Raw genomic sequence first — 24,620 nt, 5'->3', positions numbered from 1 at the left:
GCCGATGGCATTGCCTGCGCTGACCACGCCCGTCCCGCACTCTGTGGGGGTGAACCGCCCGCAGCGCCAGTTGCCACCCGGCGCGTGCGACAGCCACATGCACATCTTCGACCCGCGCTTTGCGCCGTCGGCCCACTGGCCGCGCACACCGCCGGTGGCGCCCGTGGCGGCATACCGGCAGCTGCAGGCACGCCTGGGCACCACACGCACGGTGTTGGTCACGCCATCGACCTACGGCACCGACAATGCCTGCACGCTCGATGCGCTGGACCCACTGGGCGATGCTGCGCGCGGCGTGGCCGTGGTGGGCGAGGACGTGAGCGCCGACGAGCTGGCCCGCCTGGCTGCGCGCCGCGTGCGCGGGCTGCGGGTCAACTTTGTCTCGCCCCAATCGTGGGGCACCACCACGCCCGCCATGCTGGCCACGCTGGCCCGCAAGGTGGCGGAGCACCCGGCCTGCGCGGGCTGGCACATCCAGATCTTTGCGCACCCGGAGCAACTCATCGCGCTCGCGCCGCAGCTGCACACCTTGCCTGTGCCCCTGGTCATCGACCACCTGGGCCGCATCGACCCGGCCCAAGGACCGGCCGCGGAGGCCTATGGCGTGGTGCGCGGCTTGCTTGATGGGGGCAACACCTGGGTCAAGCTCTCGGGCGCCTACATGCGCTCGACCGTGCATGGCCCGAGCTATGCCGACACGCTGCCGCTGGGCCAGGCCTTGGTGCAAGCTGCGCCCGACCGCCTGGTGTGGGGCAGCGACTGGCCGCACACCACCGAGACGCCCGGCACCGTGAACGATGCCGATCTGGTGGACCTGCTGCAGGTCTGGGCCGGCAGCGACGCGGCCATGGATGGCATCCTGGTCGACAACCCGGCGCGGCTGTATGGTTTCGATGCCCTTCCTTGAACACGAAAGACCCCACCATGTTTCTGCTGCAAGCCCCCCAGGTTCGTGAACTCGATGTGTTCACCACGATGCCCGAGCACTTTCGTCGCCGCGAGCGCAGCGACTGGGCTGACGCCAACCGGGGCGGCGCCATCACCGATTCCTTCCTCGAAGGCCCGGTGTTCGACGACACGGGCCACCTGTATGTGAGCGACATTCCCTGGGGGCGCATCTTCTGCATCAACCCGCAAGGCGAATGGGCGCTGGTGGCTGAGTACGACGGCGAGCCCAACGGCATGAAGTTCCTGAAGCCCGGCACGCTGCTCATCACCGACTACAAGAACGGCCTGATGCAGCTCGACGTGGCCACGGGCCAGGTCGCGCCCTACCTGCTGCGCCGCAACAGCGAGCGCTTCAAGGGCGTGAACGACCTGATCTTCGACGCCGAAGGCAACCTCTACTTCACCGACCAGGGCCAGAGCGGCTTGCACGATCCGAGCGGCCGCCTGTACCGCCTGCGCCCCAGCGGCCAGCTGGACCTGCTGCTGGCCAATGTGCCCAGCCCCAACGGCGTGGCCCTGTCGCCCGACGGCCGCGTGCTCTACCTGGCCGTGACGCGCGGCAACTGCGTGTGGCGCGTGCCGCTGCTGCCCGACGGCAGCGTGGCCAAGGTGGGCCAGTTCTTCACCTCCTACGGCCCCAGTGGCCCCGATGGGTTGGCGGTGGATGGGGCAGGGCGCCTGCTGGTGGCCAACCCGGGCCTGGGCTATGTGTGGGTGTTGAACCACCGGGCCGAGCCGGAATGCGTGTTGCGCGGACCCGCCGGGGCCTCCACCACCAATCTGGCTTTCGGCGGAGAAGGGCGCAGGGTGGTGTACGTCACCGACTCGACCCACGGCCATATCCTGCAAGCGGACCTGGGCACACCGGGCCTGCAAACGGATAAGGCCGCAGGCGGCTATCGAAAATAGTGCAATCACGGGCGTACTGCCGCGCTCTTTCTGGCTATCTTCTTAGGGAGTGGGTTAATAAAAACTATCGGTAAATTTGTATTAATTGACTTTTTGATTCGGAGGTCACTGCCTATCATTTGGCTTGCAACTCGCCATAATGGCCTCACACGCAAGACAAGGAGCGCTCCATGACCGAAGAATCCAAATGCCCATTCCATGCCGCCGGCGCAAGCAGCAGCCGGACCAGCCGTGACTGGTGGCCGAACCAGTTGCGCGTGGATTTGCTGAACCAGCACTCCGAGCGCTCCAACCCCCTGGGCGGGAAGTTCAACTACGCCGAAGAATTCAAGAAACTCGACTACTCCGCGCTCAAGGCCGACCTCAAGGCGCTCCTCACCGATTCGCAGGACTGGTGGCCCGCCGACTGGGGCACCTACGCTGGCCTGTTCATCCGCATGGCCTGGCACAGCGCGGGTACCTACCGCACGGTGGATGGCCGTGGCGGTGCCGGGCGTGGCCAGCAGCGCTTTGCGCCGCTCAACAGCTGGCCGGACAACGTGAGCCTGGACAAGGCGCGCCGCCTGCTGTGGCCCATCAAGCAAAAATACGGACAGAAGATCTCCTGGGCCGACCTGATCATCCTGGCCGGCAATGTGGCGCTGGAAAACTCCGGCTTTCGCACCTTTGGCTTTGGTGCCGGCCGCGAAGACGTGTGGGAGCCCGACATGGACGTGAACTGGGGCGACGAGAAGGCCTGGCTCACCCACCGCAGCCCCGAGACCTTGGCCAAGAACCCCCTGGCCGCCACCGAGATGGGGCTGATCTATGTGAACCCCGAAGGCCCCAACGCCAGCGGCGACCCCGCATCGGCCGCCGCAGCCATCCGCGCCACCTTTGGCAACATGGCCATGGACGATGAGGAAATCGTGGCGCTGATCGCCGGTGGCCACACGCTGGGCAAGACCCATGGCGCCAGTTCCGCCAGCCATGTGGGCGCCGATCCCGAGGCCGCAGCCATCGAGCAGATGGGGCTGGGCTGGACCAGCAGCTATGGCAGCGGCAGTGGAAGCGATGCCATCACGTCCGGCCTGGAAGTGGTGTGGACCCAGACACCCACGCAGTGGAGCAACCACTTTTTCGAGAACCTGTTCAAGTACGAGTGGGTGCAGACGCGCAGCCCGGCCGGGGCCATCCAGTTCGAGGCCAAGGATGCGCCCGAAATCATTCCCGACCCCTTCGATCCCGCCAAGAAGCGCAAGCCCACGATGCTGGTCACCGACCTGACGCTGCGCTTCGACCCCGGGTTCGAGAAGATCTCGCGCCGTTTCCTGAACGACCCGCAGGCCTTCAACGAAGCCTTTGCGCGCGCCTGGTTCAAGCTCACCCACCGCGACATGGGCCCCAAGGCGCGCTACCTGGGCCCTGAAGTACCGAAGGAAGAGCTGGTCTGGCAAGACCCGCTGCCCGCGCCGCTGCACAAGCCCACGGCCGCAGACATTGCCGAGCTGAAGGCGCAGATCGCGGCCTCGGGCCTGTCGGTCAGCGAGCTGGTGTCCGTGGCCTGGGCTTCGGCCTCGACGTTCCGCGGCGGCGACAAGCGCGGCGGGGCCAACGGTGCGCGCCTGGCGCTGGCCCCGCAAAAGGACTGGGCGGTGAACGCCGTCGCCGCGAGCGTGCTGCCCCGGCTGCAAGCCATTGCGCAGGCATCGGGCAAGGCCTCGCTGGCTGACGTGATCGTGCTGGCCGGCGTGGTGGGCGTGGAGCAGGCTGTGCGGGCTGCGGGTGTGGCGGTCGAGGTGCCGTTTGCCCCGGGCCGGGTGGATGCGCGCCAGGACCAGACCGATGCCGATTCTTTCGCCCTGATGGAGCCGGTGGCTGACGGTTTCCGCAACTACCGCCGCATTGCCAGCAGCACCACCACAGAAGAACTGCTGATCGACAAGGCCCAGCAGCTCACGCTCACGGCGCCTGAGCTGACGGCGCTCATTGGTGGCCTGCGCGTGCTGGGCGTCAACCACGATGGCAGCCAGCATGGCGTGTTCACCGACAAGGTGGGGGTGCTCAGCAATGACTTCTTCGTCAACTTGCTGGACATGGGCACCGTCTGGAAAGCGTCGGACAGCAGCGCAGAGCGGTTCGAGGGCCGGGACCGCAGGAGCGGCGCGGTGAAATACACCGCTACCCGCAACGATCTCGTGTTTGGCTCCAACTCGGTGCTGCGTGCCCTGGCCGAGGTGTATGCCAGTGCCGACGCGCACGACAAGTTCGTTCGGGACTTCGTTGCAGCCTGGACCAAGGTGATGAACCTGGACCGTTTTGATCTGGCGCTGATCCAACCCTGACAAGGCCTGAGCGAATGGTCCACGCCCCCTGCGAGTCCTGATGGATGCCGCAGGGGGTGTTTCTTTTTGCGCATGATGGAGGCGGATACCATGGCTCTCCCAATCGAACAGGAGTGCCCGCATGACGCAGCAACCCCCATCCACCAAAGATTTCGACCAAGGATTGGCCACGCGCAAGCAGGTCATGGGCGAGGACTTCGTGGCCAAGGCCTTTGGCAATGCCACGGCGTTCACCCAGCCCATCCAGGAGTTCATCACCCGCAATGCCTGGGGCGATGTGTGGCAGCGCCCGGGGTTGGAAATGAAAACGCGCAGCCTGATCACGGTGGCATTTCTCACGGCACTGGGCCGGCAGCACGAGCTCAAGGGCCATGTGCGCGGTGCGCTCAACAATGGCGCCACGGCCCAGGAGCTTCAGGAAGTGCTGCTGCATGCCAGCATCTACTGCGGCCTGCCGGCCGCGGTGGAGGCTTTTCGCACAGCGTCCGAGGTGGTGGACGGTCATGGAAAGGGCTGACGGTGCGCTCTTGCGCTTGGACTGCTTCCTGTCGCCCGTAGAACTGGCTTGGCCAGGCCAGTGGTAGTGTCCCCCTCAGGGGGAAGGCGCGAAACGACTCAGGGGGAGCCTATGCTCCCGCCACCAGCTTGTGCACCAGATCGGCCGCGGTGGAGGCGTTGTACTTGCGCATCAGGCGGGCACGGTAGATTTCCACGGTGCGGTGGCTGATCTCCAGGGTCTTGCCGATTTCCTTGGAGGTCAGGCCTTCCAGCAGCTTGGCGGCCACTTCGCGTTCGCGCCCCGTGAGTTCGGCCTTGACGGTGCGCTGCGAGCTGAGGTCTTCAAAGCTCCAGATGCCCGATTCGTGGGGGGCTTCGCGATTGAGGGCGCGGCCCGACACGTGGCACCAGAACACTTCGCCGTTGGCCCGCTTCATGATGCGGCTGTCGGCATAGTGGCCCTTGGCGTTCAAAATGGGTTCCATGTGCGCCCCCAGGCGTTCGTACTCGTCGGTGCTGGGGTAGAGCACCTCGAACGATTGCCCGATCAACACTTCGCGCGAGGCGCCGAACATTTCACAGACCAGCCGGTTGCAGTCCATCATGGTGCGGTTGCGCGAGAGCACCAGACCCACGGGGGCAAATTCGAAAGCCAGTCTGTAATCAACGTCCATAGTGCAAATCTTTACGGGGTACTACTTATCCATCTACGTAGTATCGTAGCGCATCAAAACTATCAAGGAGATCGTGGTGAAAAAGTTATTTCCTTCCGCAGCCAAGGCCCTTGAAGGCGTGGTGGCCGATGGCCAGTTGCTGGCCGTGGGCGGCTTCGGCCTGTGCGGTATTCCCGAGGCACTCATCGATGCGCTGCGCGATTCGGGGGCGAAGAACCTCACCGTGATCTCCAACAACGCGGGCGTGGACGGCTTTGGCCTGGGCAAGCTGCTCGAAACGCACCAGATCAAGAAGATGATCTCGTCCTATGTAGGCGAGAACAAGGAATTCGAGCGCCAGTTCCTGGCGGGCGAACTGGAGCTGGAATTCACGCCCCAGGGTACGCTGGCCGAGAAGCTGCGCGCGGGCGGCGCGGGCATCCCGGCCTTCTTCACCAAGACCGGCGTGGGCACCATCGTGGCCGAGGGCAAGGAGCTGCGCGAGTTCGATGGCGAAACCTATGTGATGGAGCGCTCGCTGGTGCCCGAAGTGTCGCTGGTCAAGGCCTGGCGCGCCGACCAGTCGGGCAACCTGCAGTTTCGCCTGACGGCACGCAACTTCAACCCGGCCGCCGCCATGGCCGGCAAGATCTGCATCGTGGAGGTGGAAGAGGTGGTGGAGACGGGCGCGATCGACCCCGACCAGATTCACCTGCCCGGCATCTATGTGCACCGCATCGTGCTCAACGCCCACCCTGAAAAGCGCATCGAGAAAAGAACCATCACCGAAACGAAATAACCTTGCGGGACAGGCCGCAGCCGCGAATCGGCAAGCCCTGTCCTCAATCGATTAGAAAGGCTTGAACATGTCCTGGACCCAAGACCAGATGGCCGCCCGTGCGGCCCAAGAACTCGAAGACGGCTTCTATGTGAACCTGGGCATCGGCATTCCCACGCTGGTGGCCAACTTCACCGGTGACAAGGAGGTGTGGCTGCAGTCCGAGAACGGCATGCTGGGCATCGGGGCCTTCCCCACCGAGGACAAGGTGGATGCCGACCTCATCAACGCTGGCAAGCAGACCGTGACCACCATCCCCGGCTCGTCCATCTTCAGTTCGGACCAGTCCTTCGCGATGATCCGCGGCGGCAAGATCAACCTGTCCATCCTGGGCGCCATGCAGGTCAGCGAGCAGGGTGACCTGGCCAACTGGATGATCCCCGGCAAGATGGTCAAGGGCATGGGCGGCGCCATGGACCTGGTGGCCGGCGTCAAGCGTGTGATCGTGCTCATGGAGCATGTGGCGCGCAAGAAAGACGGCACCGAAGACCTGAAAATCCTGCCCCGGTGCACGCTGCCCCTCACGGGCGTGGGCGTGGTCGACCGCATCATCACCGACCTGGCCGTGATGGACGTGACGCCGCTGGGCCTCAAGGTGGTGGAGCTGGCGCCGGGCGTCACGTTCGATGCCCTCCAGGCCAAGACGGGTGTCACGCTGCTGCCCTGAAGGCACTGCTTGACCTGCCATAGCACGGGCCCGCGCAAGCGGGCCTTTTGCTGGCGGACGCCTTTGCGCAGTGGAAACAGTCCAGGCAAGCTTGCCGGCCTCCGCCAGGCAGGAGGCCGGCCGCGCGCTCGCCTTTGCCGACACCCGGCTGCAGGCATGGCAAAAGGCGTTGATCGAGGCCGGCTGGCTCCCACCCTGGGCACCAGGGCGATCTGCTCGAACAGTGGCAAGGCGAGGCCGTGGGCCTGGCCGAAGTGGCTCTGGTGGGCGTGAAGCACTGTGGCCGACTGGTGCGATGGGGTGATGCGCATGTTGTAGCGGCCCCAAAGCGTCTCTTTTCTTCTGGCTGGGTGGTTGGTGGTGGAAGACAGGAATACTGTGTATATTCACAGTATTCCTGTCTTCTGAACCCTTGCCACCACCATGATTGCGCCACGCTCCACTTTGCGGGTTGCGCTCGATTTGCCGTCCGCCATGCCTGGTGTCTGGCATGCAGACGCATTGGGCGCGGGCCCGCAGTCCGCGCAGCCCACCGGATACGCGCTGCTGGATGCGCAACTGCCGGGCGGTGGCTGGCCCGTGGGGGCGATGAGCGAGGTATTGCAACCCATGGTGGGCCTGCACGAATGGCAACTGGTGCTGCCTGCACTGGCGCAGGCAGTGGCTCGGCGCGTGGGGGCCGTGGTGGTGGTGGCGCCACCGTGCGAGCCCTTTGGCCCGGCGCTCAGGGCGCAGGGGTTGCCGGCACAGCGCTTGTGCGTCGTGCGGCCCGACAACGCCAAGGCGGCGCTCTGGGCGGCCGAGCAGGCGCTGCGCTGCCGCGATGTGCTGGCCGTCATGGCCTGGCTGCCGCAGGCACTCCCTGCGGCCTTGCGCCGCTTGCAGCTGGCGGCGGCGCAACAACAGCAGTTGCTGTGGGTGTTTCGCCCGGTCCGTGCCGCACCGCAGGCGTCGCCGGCCTTGCTGCGGCTGCAGGTGCAGGGGCTGGCCCTGCCAGGGGATGCCGTCCTATCGCCTGGCATGCAGGTGCAGATCCTCAAGCGCCGAGGGCCGCCCCTGGTGCAGGGGCTGGATCTGCCGGGCTGCCACCCCCGTCTGGCCCAGGTGCTGGCGGCGCAGGCCGCGCGGCGGCGCGCAGCGCAGGGGGTGACCGGTGCAACAGCGGTGCGTCACAGTGCGGTGCCAGCGCTGACTATGCGTCCGGTGCTGGCGCCTGGGCGGGGCGCGCCAGAGAGGAGGGGCCATGCACTGGATCGCACTGCCGTTGCCATGGTGCGATGAGCCTGCGGCACCTCCGGGCGCCGCTGTGCAAGCCGCGGCGGCGGGCTGGTGGGCTTTGCGCTTTACGCCGCGCGTGGCCCTGGTGGATGGCGACGCCGTGCTGTTGGAGGTGTCCACCACCGAGCGGCTCTGGGGCGGGCGCGATGCCTTGCGGGCGCAGGTGCTGCAGGCCTGGGCCGATGCATCTGGCGGACCGCCTGCACACACGGCCACCCGGGAAGTGCGGGTGCAACCACCAGGCACACAGACGGCGTGGGGCTGCGGGCCGACAGCCCTGGTGGCGCAGGCCTGGTTGCGTATGGCGCAGGCGGGGCGTGTGCCACCAGGGCAGGGCGTGGAGCCGGGTGTGGACGGCTTGCCCTTGCACACGCTGACCGCACTGCGCCCGCATGTGGCCAGCCTGGAGCGCATGGGTTGTCGCACCTGGGGGGCGTTGCGGGCGCTGCCGCGTGCCGGGGTGGCCAGGCGTTTTGGTGGCCAGGTGTTGCGGGTGCTGGACCAGGCCTTGGGCGACGCTCCCGAAGCCCACGCCTGGCTGGAGCTGCCCGAGCAGTTTGTGCTGACCGCCGAGCTGCCCGCACTGGCCGAATCGGCCGATGCGCTGCTCTGGAGTGCCAGCCGCTGCCTCGCGGCCCTGCAGGGCTGGCTGCAGGCGCGGCAGCAGGGCGCAGTGGCGCTGGAGCTGGCCTGGCGCCACGACCTGCGGCGCATCGACGGTGTGGCCATTGCCCCCACGCAGGCCCTGCCGGTGCGCACCGCCCAGGCCACGCAGGACATGGCGCACCTGCGGCGCCTGCTGTCGGAAAACCTGGCGCGCACGGCCCTGGCGGCACCGGTCAACCAGATCACGCTGCGCCTGCTGGAGTCGGCCCCATTGCCGCACCGCAGCGCGAGCCTGCTGCCGCCCGGCGATCTTGTGGGCGGTGGCCGTGACGACCCGGCTTCAGCGCCAGGCGAGGCCTTGCACCAGTTGCTGGAGCGCCTGTCGGCCCGCCTGGGGTCCAGCCAGGTGGTGGCCCCCGTGCTGCAGGCCGACCACCGGCCCGAGCACATGCAGCAATGGCGCCCGGCGACCGAGGTGCTGAACCATGACCGCGCCCACCCCGGCACCCCTGCCGCCGACACGCATGCCCCCGACGCCACCCTGTGGCCCACCTGGCTGCTGCGCCCACCCCGGCGGCTGGCGGTGCAGGGCAACCGTCCCTGTCACCACGGCTTGCTGCGCCTGCTGGCGGGGCCGCACCGGTTCGAGGCGGGCTGGTGGTCGGCCGCAGGCGAGGGCGCTGGCGACCCGGGCCATTCCTGTGCGGGGTTGGCGCTGCGCGATTATTTTGTGGCGCACAACGATGTGGCGGGGCTGGTGTGGGTGTTCCGCGAGCGGTGGGTGCCGCCCGCTGGCGGCGCGATGCAGGAGGGCGCGATGCAAAGCGCGTTCACGGCCGCGCAGCCGCACCGCTGGTTCCTGCACGGCATCTATGGGTAAGAGCCTGTTCACGATCTCCCAGGGGTCGCGCAGCGGTCTTTGCGGGATGGGATGCAAGGCGCGGTGTGCAGTGGATAGCCCGGCTATCCACAAGCGCCGCAACGCCGCAGACCGCCCGCAAAGACCACTGCCCGATGGGTTGGAGCGAAATCGGGCGATTGGACGCCCCGGCTGCTTGCATGGGCACCAGCCCATGCGGCGCATCCGAAGCATCCACTCATCCCGATTGCGCTCCAACGCGATCCCCTGCGAGATCGAGAACAGTCTCTAAGGCCATGGCGTCTGTCACAGTGCCGTCCCCTGCGCCCTTGCCGGGCTATGCCGAGCTGCATTGCCTGTCCAACTTCAGTTTCCAGCGCGGCGCCTCCCATCCGAAAGAGCTGGTGGCGCGTGCTGCCCAACTGGGCTACCGGGCCCTGGCGCTGACCGATGAATGCTCGGTGGCAGGCGTGGTGCGCGCCTGGGAGGCCGCCAGGGAATGGGGCTTGCACCTTATCGTGGGCAGCGAGTTTGCGTGGGGAAAGCTGCGCCTGGTGGCCCTGGCTCGGGATGGCGAGGGCTGGGGCAATCTGTGCGAGTTCATCACCGCAGCGCGGGCGGCGGTGCCCAAGGGGCAATACCAGGTCGGCCCGGGCAGCCCGTTCAACCTCCTGGAGGGCTGCGAGCTGCTGCTCGTCCCCCGCCGCGAGTGCTTTGATGCTTCTGATTTTGTAGCTTTCAGCGCTTGCATATCAAGCGCTATAGGTCAATTTTGTTCAAATTTCGATGCCCACCTCTGGCTGGCGGCAGAGCTGCACCTGGCCCCCGACGACAGCCTGTGGCTGGCCACGCTGCAGCGCGCGGGCGCGGCGCTGGGCCTGCCGCTGGTGGCAGCGGGCGATGTGCACATGCATGCCCGTTCGCGCAAGCCGTTGCAGGACGTGATCACCGCCGTGCGGCGGGGCTGCAGCGTGGCCGAATGCGGCTTTGCGCTGCAGCCCAATGCCGAACGCCATTTGCGCCAGCGCGTGCGCCTGGCCGGCATCTACCCGCCCGAACTGCTGGCCGCCACGCTCACGGTGGCCGCGCGCTGCAGCTTCAGCCTGGATGAAATCAAATACCGTTACCCGCAAGAGACCGTGCCCGCCGGCATGACGCCTGCCCAGGCATTGGCGTGGCTGGCACAAGAGGGGGCCCAAGGCCGCTATCCCCAGGGGGTGCCCGACTGGATTGCCGCGCAGATCGACAAGGAGCTTGCGCTGATTGCGCACTGCCAGTACGAGATGTACTTCCTGACCGTGCACGACATCGTGCGCTTTGCGCGCAGCCGGGGCATCCTGTGCCAGGGGCGGGGCTCGGCCGCCAACTCGGTGGTCTGCTATGTGCTGGGCATCACGGCGGTCAACCCCGAGGATTCGCACCTGCTGTTCGAGCGCTTCATCAGCAAGGAGCGCAGCGAGCCGCCGGACATCGATGTGGACTTCGAGCACGACCGGCGCGAAGAGGTCATCCAGTACATCTACGCCAAATACGGCCGCGAGCGCGCCGCCATCACCGCCGTGGTCACCAGCTACCGCACGCGCAGCGCCCTGCGCGACGTGGGCAAGGCGCTGGGCGTGGCACCGGTGCTGGTCGATGCCTTTGCCAAAGACCACCACTGGTTTGACGAAGACATGGCCGCCGACCGCCTGCAGCAGCTGGCTGGCGACCGGGGCGTGCCGCTGTCGGCGCACCAGGCCGCGCTGTGGCTGGAGCTGGCCGCGCAGCTCAAGGGCTTTCCGCGCCACCTGGGCCAGCATGTGGGCGGCTTTGTGCTCACCCAGGGCAAGCTCACGCGGCTGGTGCCCGTGGAGCCCGCCAGCATGGAAGGGCGCAGCGTCATCCAGTGGGACAAGGACGACCTCGATGCCATGGGCCTGCTCAAGGTCGATGTGCTGGCGCTGGGCATGCTCAGCGCGTTGCGCCGCTGCCTGGATCTGCGTGCTGCGCTGCGCGGCGAACGCTGGGGCCTGGCCGACATCCCGCGCGAGGATGCCGCCACCTACGACATGATTTGCGCCGCCGACACCGTTGGCGTGTTCCAGATCGAGAGCCGCGCGCAGATGAGCATGCTGCCGCGCCTGCAGCCGCGCGTGTTCTACGACCTGGTGGTCGAAGTGGCCATCGTGCGGCCCGGGCCCATTCAGGGCGGCATGGTGCACCCCTACCTGCAGGCGCGTGAGCGCCGGCGCAGGGGTGAGGCGCTGCAGCTCGAAAAGCCCGAGCTCGAAGCCGCCCTGGCGCGCACGCTGGGCGTGCCGATCTTCCAGGAGCAGGTGATGCAGATCGCCATGATTGCGGCGGACTTCACGCCGGGCATGGCCGATGACCTGCGCCGCTCCATGGCGGCCTGGACGCGCAAGGGCGGCGTGCACCGGTTCGAGGAACCCCTGGTGAAAGGCATGCTGGCCAAGGGCTACCGCCCCGCGTTTGCGCAAGCCATCTTCCAGCAGATGCTCGGTTTTGGCGAATACGGCTTTCCCGAAAGCCATGCCCACAGCTTTGCCCTGCTGGCCTATGCCAGCAGCTGGCTCAAGTGCCACGAGCCCGCGTGTTTTCTGGCGGCGCTGCTCAACGCGCTGCCCATGGGCTTTTACACCGCTTCGCAACTGGTGCAGGACGCGCGCCGCCACGGCGTGCGCGTGCTGCCCATCGACGTGACCTGCAGCGACAGCGATTGCACGCTCGAAGGCCCGGCCGAACGCCTGCGGCCCGCCAGGGGGCTGCCCACGCCGCCGCTGCCGCAACCGGCCGTGCGCCTGGGCCTGCGCCTGGTCGGCGGCCTGCAGGCCAGCGCCACGCAGCGCCTGGTGCAGGCCCGTGCCGCTGCGCCGTTCACCAGCACAGAAGACCTGGCCCTGCGCGCCCAGCTGGGTACACAAGACCTGCAGGCCCTGGCCGCCGCCGATGCGCTGGCCAGCCTGTCGGGCCACCGGCGCCAGCAGATGTGGGAGGCGGCCGCGCAGCACACCGCCCCCGCCCTGTGGCGCGAGGTACCGGTGCACGAAGCGCCGCTGGCCCTGCCCGCCGCGCCCGAGGGCGAAGAAATTGTGTTCGACTACGCCGCCACCGGTCTCACGCTGCGCCGCCACCCGCTGGCCCTGCTGCGTCCGCGCCTGGCGCGCTGGCGTTTGCAGACCGCTCTGCAATTGCACAGCGTCCCCCACGGTCGCAAGGTGCGCGCCTGTGGCATCGTCACCGTGCGCCAGCGCCCCGGCACGGCCAAGGGCACGATGTTTGTCACGCTGGAGGACGAGACCGGCCCGGTCAACGTGATCGTCTGGCCCGCGCTGGTCGAGACCTGGCGCCAGGCGCTGCTCGGCTCGCAACTGCTGGCGGTGGAGGGCCTGTGGCAATGCAGCGCCCATGGCCCCGGCGGCCAGGCCGTGGTGCGCCACTTGGTGGCCCAGCGCTGCAAAGACCTCACACCGCTGCTGGGCCGCATGGCGCAGGCGCTGCAGGGCAGCCGGGATTTCCATTGAACCCGACCACCGGCGGTGCGCCGTTCCGTTTACGGAAATGGCGTTGAAATGGTATGGAGCGCTCCCGCAGAAAACGCTTCGAACGATCCAAACAAGAGGGATCGGATCGCACAAATACTGCCGCACCACCGCAGCGCAGCCACTTTTCAGCGCGCCGCCGGCCTGCCCGCCCGGCCCGCCTTCACCGGCTGCCTGGCCTGCGCCAGCAAAGGCGTGCACTGCGCATCGTCGTCGGCGCCCGGCACGGTCACGGGCAGCAGCGCCAGGGCCGCAGGGGCCGCCACCACGGCGGCAAGCGCGGCGCCTGCGCGCAGCAGCAGGGGGCCGGGTTGCACGCCCACGTCGGGTTGGGCAAAGCTGCCGCGCACATAGAGCGGGGTGCGCAGCGAGAAGAACTTCCACTGCAGCGATTCGGGCTGGATGTGCAGGTTCAGGCGCTCCTGCGCCATGTTGATGGTGCCGCTGGCGTCCACGATGGCCTCGCTGGTGCTGAGCTTGCCGGTGCGCACGGTGGCCACGCCTTCGCGCACGGCCAGGTCGGCCACGGCGCAGCGCAGCTGCACCTCCTTGTCTTGGCCAAACAGTTTGCCCACCACAATGCTGCCCACGTTGAGCGCTGCGCGGTTCAGCAGTTCGCGGCTCAGGGTGCCGTCGCGCACATACAGGCGCGCCTCGCCGCTGCTGGTGCCCAGCCATTGCGCCACCGAGTTGCCCTGACCGTTGAGCGCCAGGGCGCCATCGAGCTGGCCCAGGCTTTTTCTGGTGAGCTCGACCTCGGGAAAGAGCGCGGCCAGCCGCAGGTTCTGCACCCGCGTGTCCATGCGCGCGGTCAGCGGTTTGCTGCGGCTGTCCAGTACCACCCTGGATTTGATCTGGCCCCTGGCCACGCCGAAACGCAGGGGATCCAGGCGCAGCACCGCATCGCTGAGCAGGGCATGCACGCTGAGGTCTTCGAGCGGCAGGCTGTCAGGCCGGATCACGCGCTGGCCCGAGAATTTCAGGTCCAAGTCCATGGCGCTCCAGCGGTCGGTGGCAAACGCGGCATCGGGCAGCACCTTGCCGCTGCGGCCCGCCTTGGAAGAAGGCGTGGCGGCTGTGCCGAGCACCGGTCCCAGATCCGCCAGGCGCAATTGCCGGGAGGTGACGCTGCCCGACAGCTTGCCGCGCGGGGTACCCGAGACAAAGCGCAGGTTGCCATGCAGATCGCTCTGGCCCAAGGTGCCGGTGAAGTCGCGGTAGTCCCATACCGCCTGGCCTGGTTGCAGGCTGCCCTGCAGCCGGCCCCGGGTCTGAAATGCGGGCGTGTTCGGCAGCACCAGGCCGGTCAGCGCATACAGGTCGGCCATGCTGGCGCCCTTGAGCATCACCTGCAGATCCATGCCCGACAGCGCACCGGGGTTGGCCAGAATGCCTTGCACGGCGGTCTCCACGCTGCCTGCCCTGGCGGTGAATTGCAGCGGGTAGTTCACCTCCTTGTCGCGCAGCGTGAGCACGGGGCCTGCCTTGCCCTGGCCCGCGATGCGGGCCTTGCCCAGGGTGCCTTTCAGGTCAAAGCGCACGCCGTAGATCGGGGCGGTGGCTGCGCGGGCGGTGGCCGAGGCGGGCATTGCCGGGCCGCCGGCCTCGGGGGGCGGTGCGGCTTCGTCGATGGTGTCGATGTGCGCTTGCAGGTCCAGGCCCCTGCCGGCATCCGTGTAGGCCAGCTGCCCCTGGCGCACCACCAGCTGATCGATGTGGACCGTCCAGCGCGGCGTGAGGTCGTCGGGTGCGCGCTGGCGCTCCAGGGTCCAGTTGTTGCGGCCATCGCCGAGGCGGGCCAGGGCGATGTCGGGCCCGGTGAGTTCAAGGGTGTCGATGGCCACTTCGCGCGCCAGCAGGGGCCAAAGGCGCAGCGATGCCCGTGCCATCTCGGCGCTGGCCATCGGCCGGGGGGCGGCGGCCTTGCCGGGGCGGGCAAAACCGGGCGGGTCTTGCATGACCAGCTGCGTGCCTTGCAGCGTGATGCCTGGCACCCAGCGGCGCCAGCCCGTATCGAGTGGCTGCGGCCATTGCCAGGAGGCGGTGAGATCGCCTTCCACGGCAAAGTGCCGGCCCGTGGCGTCGCTGATCGTCTGGTTGAGCCAGGGTTTGGCATGGTTCCAGTTCAACTGGCCGAGCACGATGGCGCCGATCAGCAGCAAGCCCACCAACGCACCGGCCATGCCCACTGCCGTGCGCAGCCTGCGCCGATGCGGTGGCGGGGGCGCTGACAAGGACTGTGCGGTGCGGGAATCCGTCGGGAGTTCTGTCATGGAATCGTCATGCTAGCCCGCAGCGCGCGGTTTTTGGCCGATCTTGCGCGCCAAAGGGCCCATTGGCGCAGTTGTCCTACAGCCTCCTAAAATCCGCACGCCATGCACAACCCCCACCACCCCCATGTACTGCCCGTGCGCGACGGCGTGAGTCCCAGTTGCGTGGTGCTGCCCTCGCGCGGTCAGGGCAGCATGCTGGATTTTTTGGCCCAGCGCTTGCCGGTGGTGGCGCGCGATGCGTGGTGCCAGCGCATGCTGGCGGGCGAGGTGGTGGATGAGCGCGGGCAGGCGGTGGCGCCAGAACGGCCATTCGAAGGCGGCCTGCGCCTGTATTACTACCGCAGCCTGCCCGCGGAGCCGGTGCTGCCGTTCAGCGAGACGGTGCTGTACCAGGACGAGCACCTGGTGGTGGCCGACAAGCCGCACTTCATGCCCGTGACGCCCTCGGGCCGCTATCTGCACGCCACGCTGCTGGTGCGGCTCAAGCGCCAGCTCGGGCTGCCACAGCTGTCACCGCTGCACCGCATCGACCGCGACACCGCCGGGCTGGTGCTGCTCTCGGTGCAGCAGCGCACACGCGGCGCCTACCAGGCGCTGTTTCGCGACCGCCAGATCACCAAGCACTACGACGCGATTGCCCCCTGGCGGGCGGACCTGGTCTTCCCGCGCGAGCACGCCAGCCGGCTGGAGGAAAGCCCTCAGTTCTTTCGCATGCAGGAAGCGCCCGGCGAGCCCAACAGCCACACCCACATGCAGCTGCTGGAGGTGGCGGGTAGCTGGGCGCGCTACCGCCTGTCGCCCATCACGGGCAAGCGCCATCAGCTGCGCGTGCACATGGCCGCCCTGGGCCTGCCGCTGCGCAACGACCCGTTCTACCCGGTCGTCAACGATCCGCCCGAGGGTGACTACTCGCGCCCGCTGCAGCTGTTGGCGCGCTCGCTGGAGTTTGTCGATCCGCTCACCGGAGAACCGCGGGCGTTCGAAAGCCAGCAGCGCCTGGTGCTGCCCGTGGCTTGAGCGACAGCGGCCTCATCGGCGGGAAATTGCGGGAAACGAGAAGGGGGGCAGTTTTCAGCGAAATGTGCTGGCAGCCCTTGCCGGGAGAGTGCTGGAAGCCATGAAAACTGGAGCGGGTGAAGGGAATCGAACCCTCGTATGAAGCTTGGGAAGCTGCCGTTCTACCATTGAACTACACCCGCGAAGCAGCGAATTATAGGCAGCTCCCCGGGGCTGATTTTCTTGCGCGGCCGCCGGGATGAGGAAACCGGCAGATCCCTGGCCCAGGGGAAGCTGCCGGTTTTGGAAATTTTTGGCATGCAGCGCTTACGCAATAAGCGCTGCAAGCTATAAAAAAACAGAGCTATCCAGGCAATTCGCCTATTTCTGGATATCGCCCATGCACAGGTACTTGATCTCCACATAGTCATCCATGCCATGGTGCGATCCCTCGCGGCCCAGGCCGGACTGCTTGACGCCGCCAAACGGTACATGCTCGGTGGCCAGGATGCCCACGTTGATGCCGACCATGCCGTATTCGAGCGCCTCGCTCACGCGGAAGATGCGGCCCACGTCGCGGCTGTAAAAATAGCTGGCCAGCCCAAACTCGGTGGCGTTGGCCGCGGCTATGGCTTCCTGCTCGGTCTTGAACTTGAACACCGGGGCGAAGGGGCCGAAGGTTTCCTCGCGTGCGCACAGCATGTCGGCCGAGGCATTGGACACCACCGTGGGCTCGAAGAACTGGCCACTTCCCAGGTTTTTCAGGCGCTGGCCCCCGGCGACCACCTGGCCACCCTTGGCAATGGCGTCGTCCACATGGCGCTGTACCTTCACGAGGGCTGCTTCCTCGATCAGCGGGCCCTGGTTCACGCCATCCTCGAAGCCGTTGCCCACCTTGGCCGTCTTCACCCTGGCAGCGAACTTGGCCACGAAGGCGTCGTACACGCCTTCCTGCACATAGAAGCGGTTGGAGCACACGCAGGTCTGGCCCGCGTTGCGGTATTTGCTGGCAAACGCCCCTTCGACGGCGCTGTCGATATCGGCATCGTCAAACACGATGAAGGGCGCGTTGCCGCCCAGCTCCAGGCTCATCTTCTTGACCGTGGGGGCCGACTGCGCCATCAGGATGCGGCCCACCTCGGTGCTGCCGGTGAAGCTGATGTGGCGCACCACGTCGCTGGCGCACAGCACCTTGCCGATGGCAATCGAGTTGGCGGCATCGGCCGAGAGGATGTTGAGCACGCCCGCCGGAATGCCTGCGCGCACCGCCAGCTCGGCGGCGGCCAGGGCCGTGAGCGGCGTCAGCTCTGCCGGCTTGATGACCACCGGGCAGCCCGCGGCCAGGGCCGGGGCCACCTTGCGCGTGATCATGGCCAGGGGGAAGTTCCAGGGCGTGATGGCGGCGCACACGCCGATGGGCTGCTTCAGGACCAAGAGGCGCCGGTTGTTGTCGAACTGGGGCAGGGTCTCGCCGTTGACGCGCTTGGCCTCTTCGGCAAACCACTCCACAAAGCTGGCGCCATAGGCCACTTCGCCCTTGGCTTCGGGGAACGGCTTGCCCTGCTCGGCGGTCATGATGCGGCCCAGGTCATCCTGGTGGGCCATGAGCAGGTCGTACCACTTGCGCAGGATGATGCTGCGCTCCTTGGCCGTCTTGGCACGCCAGGCAGGCCAGGCGGCGTTGGCGGCGGCAATGGCCGCTTCGGCATCCTGCGGGCCGAGGTTGGCCACGTCGGCAAGCTGGAGGCCCGTGGCCGGGTCGTGCACGGCAAAGCGGCTGGCGCCCGCCACCCACTGGCCGTTGATGAGCGCGTCGGTTTTGAGCAGGCTGGGGTCGTTGAGCTGGGCGAGGGGAGAGGCTTTGGTGTCCATGGCTGTCTCGTGTGGGTGGGTAAAGGACAGAGCGTAGCACCCGGCAAAAGCGGGCGCAGCGCAGGGTCAGGGCGCGGTGTGTTCAGGCGATCTTCAGGGGGCGTTTTCACAATGGCCTCCATGCCAATCCGGCATGCCAACAGGAGATCATCATGAAGACTCGTACCCTTTGCGCCGCAGCCGCTGCACTGCTGCTTGGTACATCCGCCTTTGCCGATTCGCCATCGTGCACCGCGACCCAGAAGGACACCCGGCTGACGCAGGCGCAAATGCTGCAAAAGCTGGTGGATGCCGGCTACTCGATCGAGCGTTTCGCCACCACCAAAGCCAACTGCTACAAGATGCATGGCTGGGACAAGGACGGCAACCGCGTCGAGATCGTCCACCATCCCGTGGACGGCCGCATCGTGAAACTCGAAATGACCTCCCGGCAGGGTTGACGCCGTGTTTCAGGGTGGGGGCTGGGCAGAAGGGGTGGGGATGGGCGTGCGTGAAACCCCCTAAAATCCCCTGTTCGCCTGCGGGCAGGCCTGCCGCAGCATCTCTGTTCGTGAAGAAAAAGCCCATGACTCCCACTTTCACCGTTGCCGACATCCGCAAGACCTTTCTGGACTTTTTTGCCTCCAAGGGCCACACCGTCGTGGCATCGAGCCCGCTGGTGCCTGGTAACGATCCCACGCTGATGTTCACCAACTCGGGCATGGTGCAGTTCAAGGACGTGTTTCTGGGCACCGACAAGCGCCCCTACAACCGGGCGGTGTCCGTGCAGGCCTGCCTGCGTGCGGGCGGCAAGCACAACGACCTGGAAAACGTGGGCTACACCGCGCGCCACCACACGTTTTTCGAGATGCTGGGCAACTGGTCGTTTGGCGACTATTTCAAGCGCGAGTCGCTCAAGTGGGCCTGGGAGCTGCTGACCGAGGTCTACAAGCTGCCCGCCGACCGCCTGCTGGCCACGGTGTACCAGGAGGACGACGAGGCCTATGACATCTGGACCAAGGAGATCGGCTTGCCGCCGGAGCGTGTGATCCGCATCGGCGACAACAAGGGCGGCCGCTACAAGAGCGACAACTTCTGGATGATGGCCGACACCGGCCCCTGCGGCCCGTGCAGCGAAATCTTCTACGACCACGGCGACCACATCCCCGGCGGCCCTCCGGGCAGTCCCGATGAAGATGGCGACCGCTTCATCGAGATCTGGAACAACGTGTTCATGCAGTTCAACATGGACGAGACCGGCGCCGTCACGCCGCTGCCCGCCCCCTGCGTGGACACCGGCATGGGCCTGGAGCGCCTGGCTGCCATCCTGCAGCACGTGCACAGCAACTACGAGATCGACTTGTTCGAGGCGCTCATCAAGGCCGCGGCGCGCGAAACCGGCGTGACCGACCTCAACAACAAGAGTCTGCGCGTGATCGCCGACCACATCCGCGCGACCGCCTTCCTGGTGAGCGACGGCGTGATCCCCAGCAACGAAGGCCGTGGCTACGTGCAGCGCCGCATCGTGCGCCGCGCCATCCGCCACGGCTACAAGCTGGGCCAGAAGACGCCGTTCTTCCACAAGCTGGTGGCCGATCTGGTGCGCGTGATGGGCGATGCCTACCCTAAGCTGCGTGCGCAGGAGCAGCGCATCACCGACGTGCTCAAGGCCGAGGAAGAGCGCTTTTTTGAAACGCTGGCCAATGGCATGGAAATCCTCGATGCAGCGCTGGACGGCGGTGCCAAGGTGCTGCCCGGCGACGTGGCCTTCAAGCTGCACGACACCTACGGTTTCCCGCTCGACCTGACCAACGACGTGTGCCGCGAGCGCGATGTGGAAGTGGACGAGACCGGCTTCAAGACGGCCATGGAAAAGCAGAAGGCCCAGGCCCGTGCCGCTGGCAAGTTCAAGATGGACAAGGCGCTGGAATACGCGGGTGCCGCCAACCAGTTCACGGGCTACGATCATCTGGCAGAGACTGCAAAAATCATAGCTATCTACGTCGATGGCACCAGCGCTGCTGTCCTGAAGGCCGGTCAAAACGGTGTGGTGGTGCTCGATACCACGCCGTTCTACGCCGAAAGTGGCGGCCAGGTGGGCGACGAAGGCGTCATCACCAGCGGCTCGGCCCGCTTTGCGGTGGGCGATACGCTCAAGATCAAGGCCGACGTGTTCGGCCACCACGGCACGCTCGAAGAGGGCACGCTGAACGTGGGCGACACGGTGCAGGCGCAGGTCAATACCGCCGTGCGCGCGGCCACCATGCGCAATCACTCGGTCACGCACATCATGCACAAGGCCCTGCGTGAAGTGCTGGGCAGCCATGTGCAGCAAAAGGGCAGCCTGGTCAATGCCGACCGCACCCGTTTCGACTTTGCCCACAACGCCGCGGTGACCGATGCCGAGATCCGCGAGATCGAGCGCCGCGTGAACGAGGAAATCCTGGCCAACCAGCCCACGCAGGCCCGTGTGATGGACATCGAGTCGGCCCAGAAGACCGGCGCCATGATGTTGTTTGGCGAGAAGTACGGCGAGACCGTGCGCGTGCTCGACATCGGCACCAGCCGCGAACTGTGCGGCGGAACCCATGTGCAGCGCACGGGCGACATCGGCCTGTTCAAGGTGGTGGGCGAGGGCGGCGTGGCCGCCGGCGTGCGCCGCATCGAGGCCGTGACGGGCGCGAATGCGCTGGCTTACCTGCAGAACCTGGAAGACACGGTGAACCAGGCCGCCAGCACCTTGAAGGCGCCCGTGGCCGAGCTCAATGGCCGCATCGGCCAGGCGCTCGACCATGCGCGTGCGCTCGAAAAAGAAGTGGCGGCACTGAAGGGCAAGCTCGCTTCCAGCCAGGGCGACGAGCTGGTGACGCAGGCTGTCGATATCAAGGGCCTCAAGGTGCTGGCCGCAGCCCTGCAGGGTGCCGACGCCAAGACCTTGCGCGACACCATGGACAAGCTCAAGGACAAGCTCAAGACCGCCGCCATCGTGCTGGCCGCGGTGGATGGCGACAAGGTGCAGATCGCCGCTGGCGTGACGGCCGACAGCGTGGGCAAGGTCAAGGCCGGCGAGCTGGTGAACTTTGTCGCCCAGCAGGTGGGTGGCAAGGGCGGTGGCAAGCCCGACATGGCCATGGCCGGTGGCACCGATGCGGCCAGGTTGCCCGCAGCGCTGGCCTCGGTGCAGGATTGGGTTGCCCAGAAACTGTGATCGTCAGCGGCTGGGGCCGTTGACCCACACCGCAGGGTGGCCTGTAACCAGGTGCGCCCACGATCGGGTGCAGGAATTCCTGCCGAGGCACCGTCCCAGAGCCCGATTCCTGCCGACACCATAGGCCGGGGCGCGGGTGCCGCGGCCCGTTCTCCTGGAGTCGGTGGCGTCAGAGCAGGGCCGGGGAGTTTTGCTGGGGCTCGCGGTGCGGGTGGGGGCAGGCACTCAGTGGCGTCGTACGAAGACCACGTCCCAGACGCCGTGCCCCAGCCGCAGGCCGCGGTTTTCGAACTTGGTCAGGGGGCGGTATTCGGGTTGCGGTGCAAAGCCCTGGGCGGTGTTGGCGAGCAGCGGCTCTGCGCCCAGTACCTGCAGCATCTGCTCGGCATAGGGTTGCCAGTCGGTGGCGCAGTGCAGGTAGCCGCCGGGCTTGAGGCGCGCGGCCAGCTTGGCAACCAGCGGTGCCTGGATCAGGCGGCGCTTGTTGTGCTTTTTCTTGTGCCAGGGATCGGGAAAGAAGATATGGATGCCGTCCAGGCACGCGGGCGCGAGCATGTGGTCGATCACCTCGACGGCATCGTGCTGCAGGATGCGGATGTTGGTCAGGCCTTGTTCGCCGATGCGCTTGAGCAGGGCGCCGACACCGGGTTCGTGTACTTCGCAGCACAGGAAATTGTCGTTCGGGCGCACGCGGGCGATATGGGCCGTGGCCTCGCCCATGCCAAAGCCGATTTCGAGCACCAGCGGGGCGCTGCGGCCAAAAGCGGCATCGGCGTCGAGCGGCGCCGCCTTGTAAGGCAGTACAAAGCGCGGCCCGAGGTCTTCAAAGGCCTTGGCCTGGCCCGTGGTGGTGCGGCCCGCACGGCGCACAAAGCTCTTGATGGTTTTGGGATAGGCCACACCGGCAGGTGGTGTGCCGGCGGTCGCATCGGCTGCAGTGGCTGCAGGGTGCGCGGGGGCTGGGGCAAGGGTGGGATCGATCACGGTTGTCGATTGTAGTTTCGCGCCCAGGCGCTGACCCACATCTCCAGGGCCTGCGGCAGTGATTTTTGGTGCGCTGGCGCCAGCGCCGGCAGGCCCAGCACCTGGGCGGCTTCGCCCAGGGCCTGCAAGGGGTCGCGAAGATCGAGCGCTGCAGCGCCGTTTTGCTTGGAAAGCTTTTCGCCATTGGCGCCGCAGACCAGCGGGGTGTGCAGGTAGCGGGGCGTGGCAACACCCAGCGCCTGCTGCAGCAAAATCTGGCGTGGCGTGTTGTCGGCCAGGTCTTCGCCGCGTACCACGTGCGTGATGTGCTGGGCCGCATCGTCCACCACCACGGCTAGCTGGTAGGCCCACAGGCCGTCGGCGCGGCGCAGCACAAAGTCGCCGACCGCACTGGCCACCTGTTGTGACTGCAGGCCGAGGCGGCGGTCCGTCCAGTGCACCGTGTCATTGGCTATTGAAAATATTGCTGCTTGCGCCTTATCTACAGGTTCGAGCGGCTGATTTTTCAGGAAATCCGTGGCGTTGAAGCGCCAGGATCGCGCGGACCGCCCGCGCAGGCCGTGGCGGCAGGTGCCGGGGTACGGCAACGCGGCATGGCGCGCGCGGCCATGGCCTTGCGCCGCGTGGGCGTCTTCGATGTCCTTGCGCGAGCAGGCACAGGGGTAGGCATGGCCTTGCACGATGAGCTGCTCCAGCGCCTGCTGGTACAGCGCGCCGCGGGTCGATTGCCACACCGGTGGTTCATCGGGCACCAGCCCGCAGGTGGCCAGCTGCTGCAGGATGAGCTCGGCAGCGCCAGGAATGCAGCGCGGTGTGTCCACGTCCTCGATGCGCACCAGCCAGCGCCCGCCTTGGCCGCCATTCCAGGCGCGCGCATCCAGCCAGCTGGCCAGCGCAGCGACCAAGGAGCCCGCATGCAGCGGGCCGGTGGGCGAGGGGGCAAAGCGGCCCTGGTAGGTGCCGGTCTGCCGCTGGGCCCCTTCTCCATTCGTCATGCCACGGCGAGTGCCAGCTCCAGACCGGACACAAAGGCATCTTCCAGGCGGTGGCCCAGGCACCAGTCGCCGCAGGCGCCCAGGGCCAGGCTGGCATCCCACAGGTGGCTCTGGCCCAGGGGCTGGGTGGTTTGCGCATAGCGCCAGCGGCGCGTGTCGGCATGGGTGGGTTGCGCACGGATGCCGGTCACCTCGGCAAAGGCTTTGAGCAGCTTCGATTGCACGCGCTCCACATCGTCTTCGAGGTGTTCTGCCGACCAGGCCGGACTGGCTTGCACCGTCCAGCGCTCGATGGTGGTGCGGCCGGGTTTGGACGACTCGCGTGCCAGCCATGCAATGCGGTGGTGGGTGCTGCGCGCGGCGTTCCACTGCGGCCCCAGGGTGGTCAGGCCCGGGCGCACGGCCTGTGGATAGGCGAGCATCAATGTCCAGCAGGGGGCGGTGTGCACGCTGGAAAGGGCGGCCGTCAGAGGGGTGTCCAGAGCTGAAGCCGCCAGCAGCGCCTGGGCGGGCGTGGCGGGCTGGGCCAGCAGCACCGCATCGAAGCCGGCGTAGACATGCTGTGCGCCGCCGGATCCTTCGGTACGCAGCTGCCAGTGGGCGTTGTTGAGGGGGTCGCGTTCGATGCTGCTCACGCGGGTGTCGGTGATGAGCTGGCCGGCCTGCAGCAGCGGGGCGGCCCAGGTGGTGACGAGGGCGTTCATGCCCGGACTGGCCACCCAGTGTGGTTCGCGGGTAGGCAGGCCCGCCGCTGCCACGCGGCCTGCCGCGTCGAGCACGCGCACGGCGTTGGCGCTCCAGGGGCGGCACAGACCGGGCACGGTTTCGATCGCCTTGGCGAAGCGCGGGTCCCGCACGGTGAAATATTGCGCGCCCGCATCGAAGCTGCCGAACGGCGAATCGATGGTGGTGGTGCGCCCGCCGGCCCGGGGCGATTTTTCAAAAATGGTGACCTGGTGGCCCGCTTGCACCAGCGTGCGCGCGCAGGCCACGCCCGCCATGCCGGCGCCAATGATGGCGAAATGGCGCGGTGCCTTTGCTGTCTTCCCGGCCTTGCCGGATGGGCGTTGTGCGGGTGCTGATGCCTGGGTGCCGGGGCGTCGGGGCCGTTTGGCGGGGCGGGAAACAGGTGAAGTCATGGAAGGCCTTTCGGAGACGGTCGGCTACAGAAATATGACAAGGGCCACTCTACAC

At 67.1% G+C, this 24,620-nt stretch carries 18 protein-coding genes and 1 tRNA gene; 12 read left to right on the top strand and 7 right to left on the bottom strand.

Features of this window, described 5'->3' with window-relative positions; all coding sequences use genetic code 11:
• Nucleotides 1–4 precede the first annotated feature (4 nt).
• From BLW02_RS10170 to BLW02_RS10155, 4 genes are all read left to right on the top strand, one after another.
• Complete coding sequence (locus tag BLW02_RS10170; RefSeq protein ID WP_092698195.1) at nt 5–907, top strand: amidohydrolase family protein; 903 nt, start codon at nt 5–7, stop codon at nt 905–907.
• Between the two features lie 17 nt (nt 908–924).
• Nucleotides 925–1,857, top strand: coding sequence for an SMP-30/gluconolactonase/LRE family protein (locus BLW02_RS10165; protein ID WP_092698263.1), 933 nt, complete (start codon nt 925–927; stop codon nt 1,855–1,857).
• A 170-nt stretch (nt 1,858–2,027) separates the two neighbouring features.
• Complete coding sequence (gene katG, locus BLW02_RS10160; protein WP_092698193.1) at nt 2,028–4,181, top strand: catalase/peroxidase HPI; 2,154 nt, start codon at nt 2,028–2,030, stop codon at nt 4,179–4,181.
• A 121-nt stretch (nt 4,182–4,302) separates the two neighbouring features.
• Nucleotides 4,303–4,698 (top strand): carboxymuconolactone decarboxylase family protein, encoded by a 396-nt coding sequence (locus BLW02_RS10155; RefSeq protein ID WP_092698191.1) that lies wholly within the window; start codon nt 4,303–4,305, stop codon nt 4,696–4,698.
• Nucleotides 4,699–4,807: 109 nt separating this feature from the next.
• On the opposite strand, the gene BLW02_RS10150 is transcribed toward BLW02_RS10155, so the two are convergent.
• On the bottom strand, nt 4,808–5,353 hold the full coding sequence (locus BLW02_RS10150) for a PAS and helix-turn-helix domain-containing protein (RefSeq protein WP_026435129.1): 546 nt from the start codon (nt 5,351–5,353) through the stop codon (nt 4,808–4,810).
• 76 nt (nt 5,354–5,429) lie between these two features.
• Here BLW02_RS10150 and BLW02_RS10145 point away from each other — a divergent pair, with 76 nt between their 5' ends.
• The 5 genes from BLW02_RS10145 (at nt 5,430) to BLW02_RS10120 (ending at nt 13,101) form a co-directional block, all read left to right on the top strand.
• Nucleotides 5,430–6,131 (top strand): CoA transferase subunit A, encoded by a 702-nt coding sequence (locus BLW02_RS10145; protein ID WP_092698261.1) that lies wholly within the window; start codon nt 5,430–5,432, stop codon nt 6,129–6,131.
• 67 nt (nt 6,132–6,198) lie between these two features.
• On the top strand, nt 6,199–6,837 hold the full coding sequence (locus BLW02_RS10140) for a 3-oxoacid CoA-transferase subunit B (protein ID WP_092698189.1): 639 nt from the start codon (nt 6,199–6,201) through the stop codon (nt 6,835–6,837).
• A 423-nt stretch (nt 6,838–7,260) separates the two neighbouring features.
• On the top strand, nt 7,261–8,118 hold the full coding sequence (gene imuA, locus BLW02_RS10130) for a translesion DNA synthesis-associated protein ImuA (RefSeq protein ID WP_099049583.1): 858 nt from the start codon (nt 7,261–7,263) through the stop codon (nt 8,116–8,118).
• Complete coding sequence (locus tag BLW02_RS10125) at nt 8,081–9,601, top strand: Y-family DNA polymerase (RefSeq protein WP_092698187.1); 1,521 nt, start codon at nt 8,081–8,083, stop codon at nt 9,599–9,601. The genes imuA and BLW02_RS10125 overlap by 38 nt, the downstream gene beginning before the upstream one ends.
• Nucleotides 9,602–9,876: 275 nt before the next feature.
• Complete coding sequence (locus tag BLW02_RS10120) at nt 9,877–13,101, top strand: error-prone DNA polymerase (RefSeq protein WP_092698185.1); 3,225 nt, start codon at nt 9,877–9,879, stop codon at nt 13,099–13,101.
• 146 nt (nt 13,102–13,247) lie between these two features.
• Here BLW02_RS10120 and BLW02_RS10115 read toward each other — a convergent pair whose 3' ends face one another.
• Nucleotides 13,248–15,392, bottom strand: coding sequence for an AsmA family protein (locus BLW02_RS10115; RefSeq protein ID WP_092698183.1), 2,145 nt, complete (start codon nt 15,390–15,392; stop codon nt 13,248–13,250).
• Between the two features lie 102 nt (nt 15,393–15,494).
• Here BLW02_RS10115 and BLW02_RS10110 point away from each other — a divergent pair, with 102 nt between their 5' ends.
• On the top strand, nt 15,495–16,409 hold the full coding sequence (locus BLW02_RS10110; RefSeq protein WP_092698182.1) for a pseudouridine synthase: 915 nt from the start codon (nt 15,495–15,497) through the stop codon (nt 16,407–16,409).
• A gap of 108 nt (nt 16,410–16,517) precedes the next feature.
• Here the strand turns inward: BLW02_RS10110 and BLW02_RS10105 are convergent.
• Both BLW02_RS10105 and BLW02_RS10100 read right to left on the bottom strand, forming a co-directional pair.
• Nucleotides 16,518–16,591: transfer RNA gene (locus BLW02_RS10105), tRNA-Gly, on the bottom strand.
• A 178-nt stretch (nt 16,592–16,769) separates the two neighbouring features.
• Nucleotides 16,770–18,260 carry an NAD-dependent succinate-semialdehyde dehydrogenase gene (locus tag BLW02_RS10100; protein WP_092698180.1) on the bottom strand — a complete coding sequence of 497 codons (1,491 nt, stop codon included), beginning with the start codon at nt 18,258–18,260 and terminating at the stop codon, nt 16,770–16,772.
• 152 nt (nt 18,261–18,412) lie between these two features.
• Between BLW02_RS10100 and BLW02_RS10095 the strand changes: the two genes are divergently transcribed.
• The gene (locus BLW02_RS10095; protein WP_026435120.1) at nt 18,413–18,700 is read left to right on the top strand and encodes a PepSY domain-containing protein; all 288 of its coding nucleotides are present in this window, start codon (nt 18,413–18,415) and stop codon (nt 18,698–18,700) included.
• Nucleotides 18,701–18,825: 125 nt separating this feature from the next.
• Entirely contained in the window at nt 18,826–21,447 is a 2,622-nt protein-coding gene (gene alaS / locus BLW02_RS10090; protein ID WP_092698178.1) for an alanine--tRNA ligase, read from the top strand.
• A gap of 225 nt (nt 21,448–21,672) precedes the next feature.
• Here alaS and trmB read toward each other — a convergent pair whose 3' ends face one another.
• The 3 genes from trmB to BLW02_RS10075 are packed head-to-tail and all read right to left on the bottom strand — an operon-like array spanning nt 21,673 to nt 24,565.
• Nucleotides 21,673–22,431 carry a tRNA (guanosine(46)-N7)-methyltransferase TrmB gene (gene trmB / locus BLW02_RS10085; protein WP_092698176.1) on the bottom strand — a complete coding sequence of 253 codons (759 nt, stop codon included), beginning with the start codon at nt 22,429–22,431 and terminating at the stop codon, nt 21,673–21,675.
• On the bottom strand, nt 22,428–23,426 hold the full coding sequence (gluQRS, locus tag BLW02_RS10080; RefSeq protein WP_092698174.1) for a tRNA glutamyl-Q(34) synthetase GluQRS: 999 nt from the start codon (nt 23,424–23,426) through the stop codon (nt 22,428–22,430). The genes trmB and gluQRS overlap by 4 nt, the downstream gene beginning before the upstream one ends.
• The gene (locus BLW02_RS10075) at nt 23,423–24,565 is read right to left on the bottom strand and encodes an NAD(P)/FAD-dependent oxidoreductase (protein ID WP_139285350.1); all 1,143 of its coding nucleotides are present in this window, start codon (nt 24,563–24,565) and stop codon (nt 23,423–23,425) included. Before BLW02_RS10075 ends, gluQRS begins: the two co-directional genes overlap by 4 nt.
• Between the last annotated feature and the right edge of the window lie 55 nt (nt 24,566–24,620).

Source organism: Acidovorax soli, from assembly GCF_900107605.1.
Lineage (GTDB): Bacteria > Pseudomonadota > Gammaproteobacteria > Burkholderiales > Burkholderiaceae_C > Acidovorax > Acidovorax soli.
The sequence above is the reverse complement of the archived record's forward strand: the minus strand, read 5'-3'. Positions and strand labels throughout refer to the sequence as shown.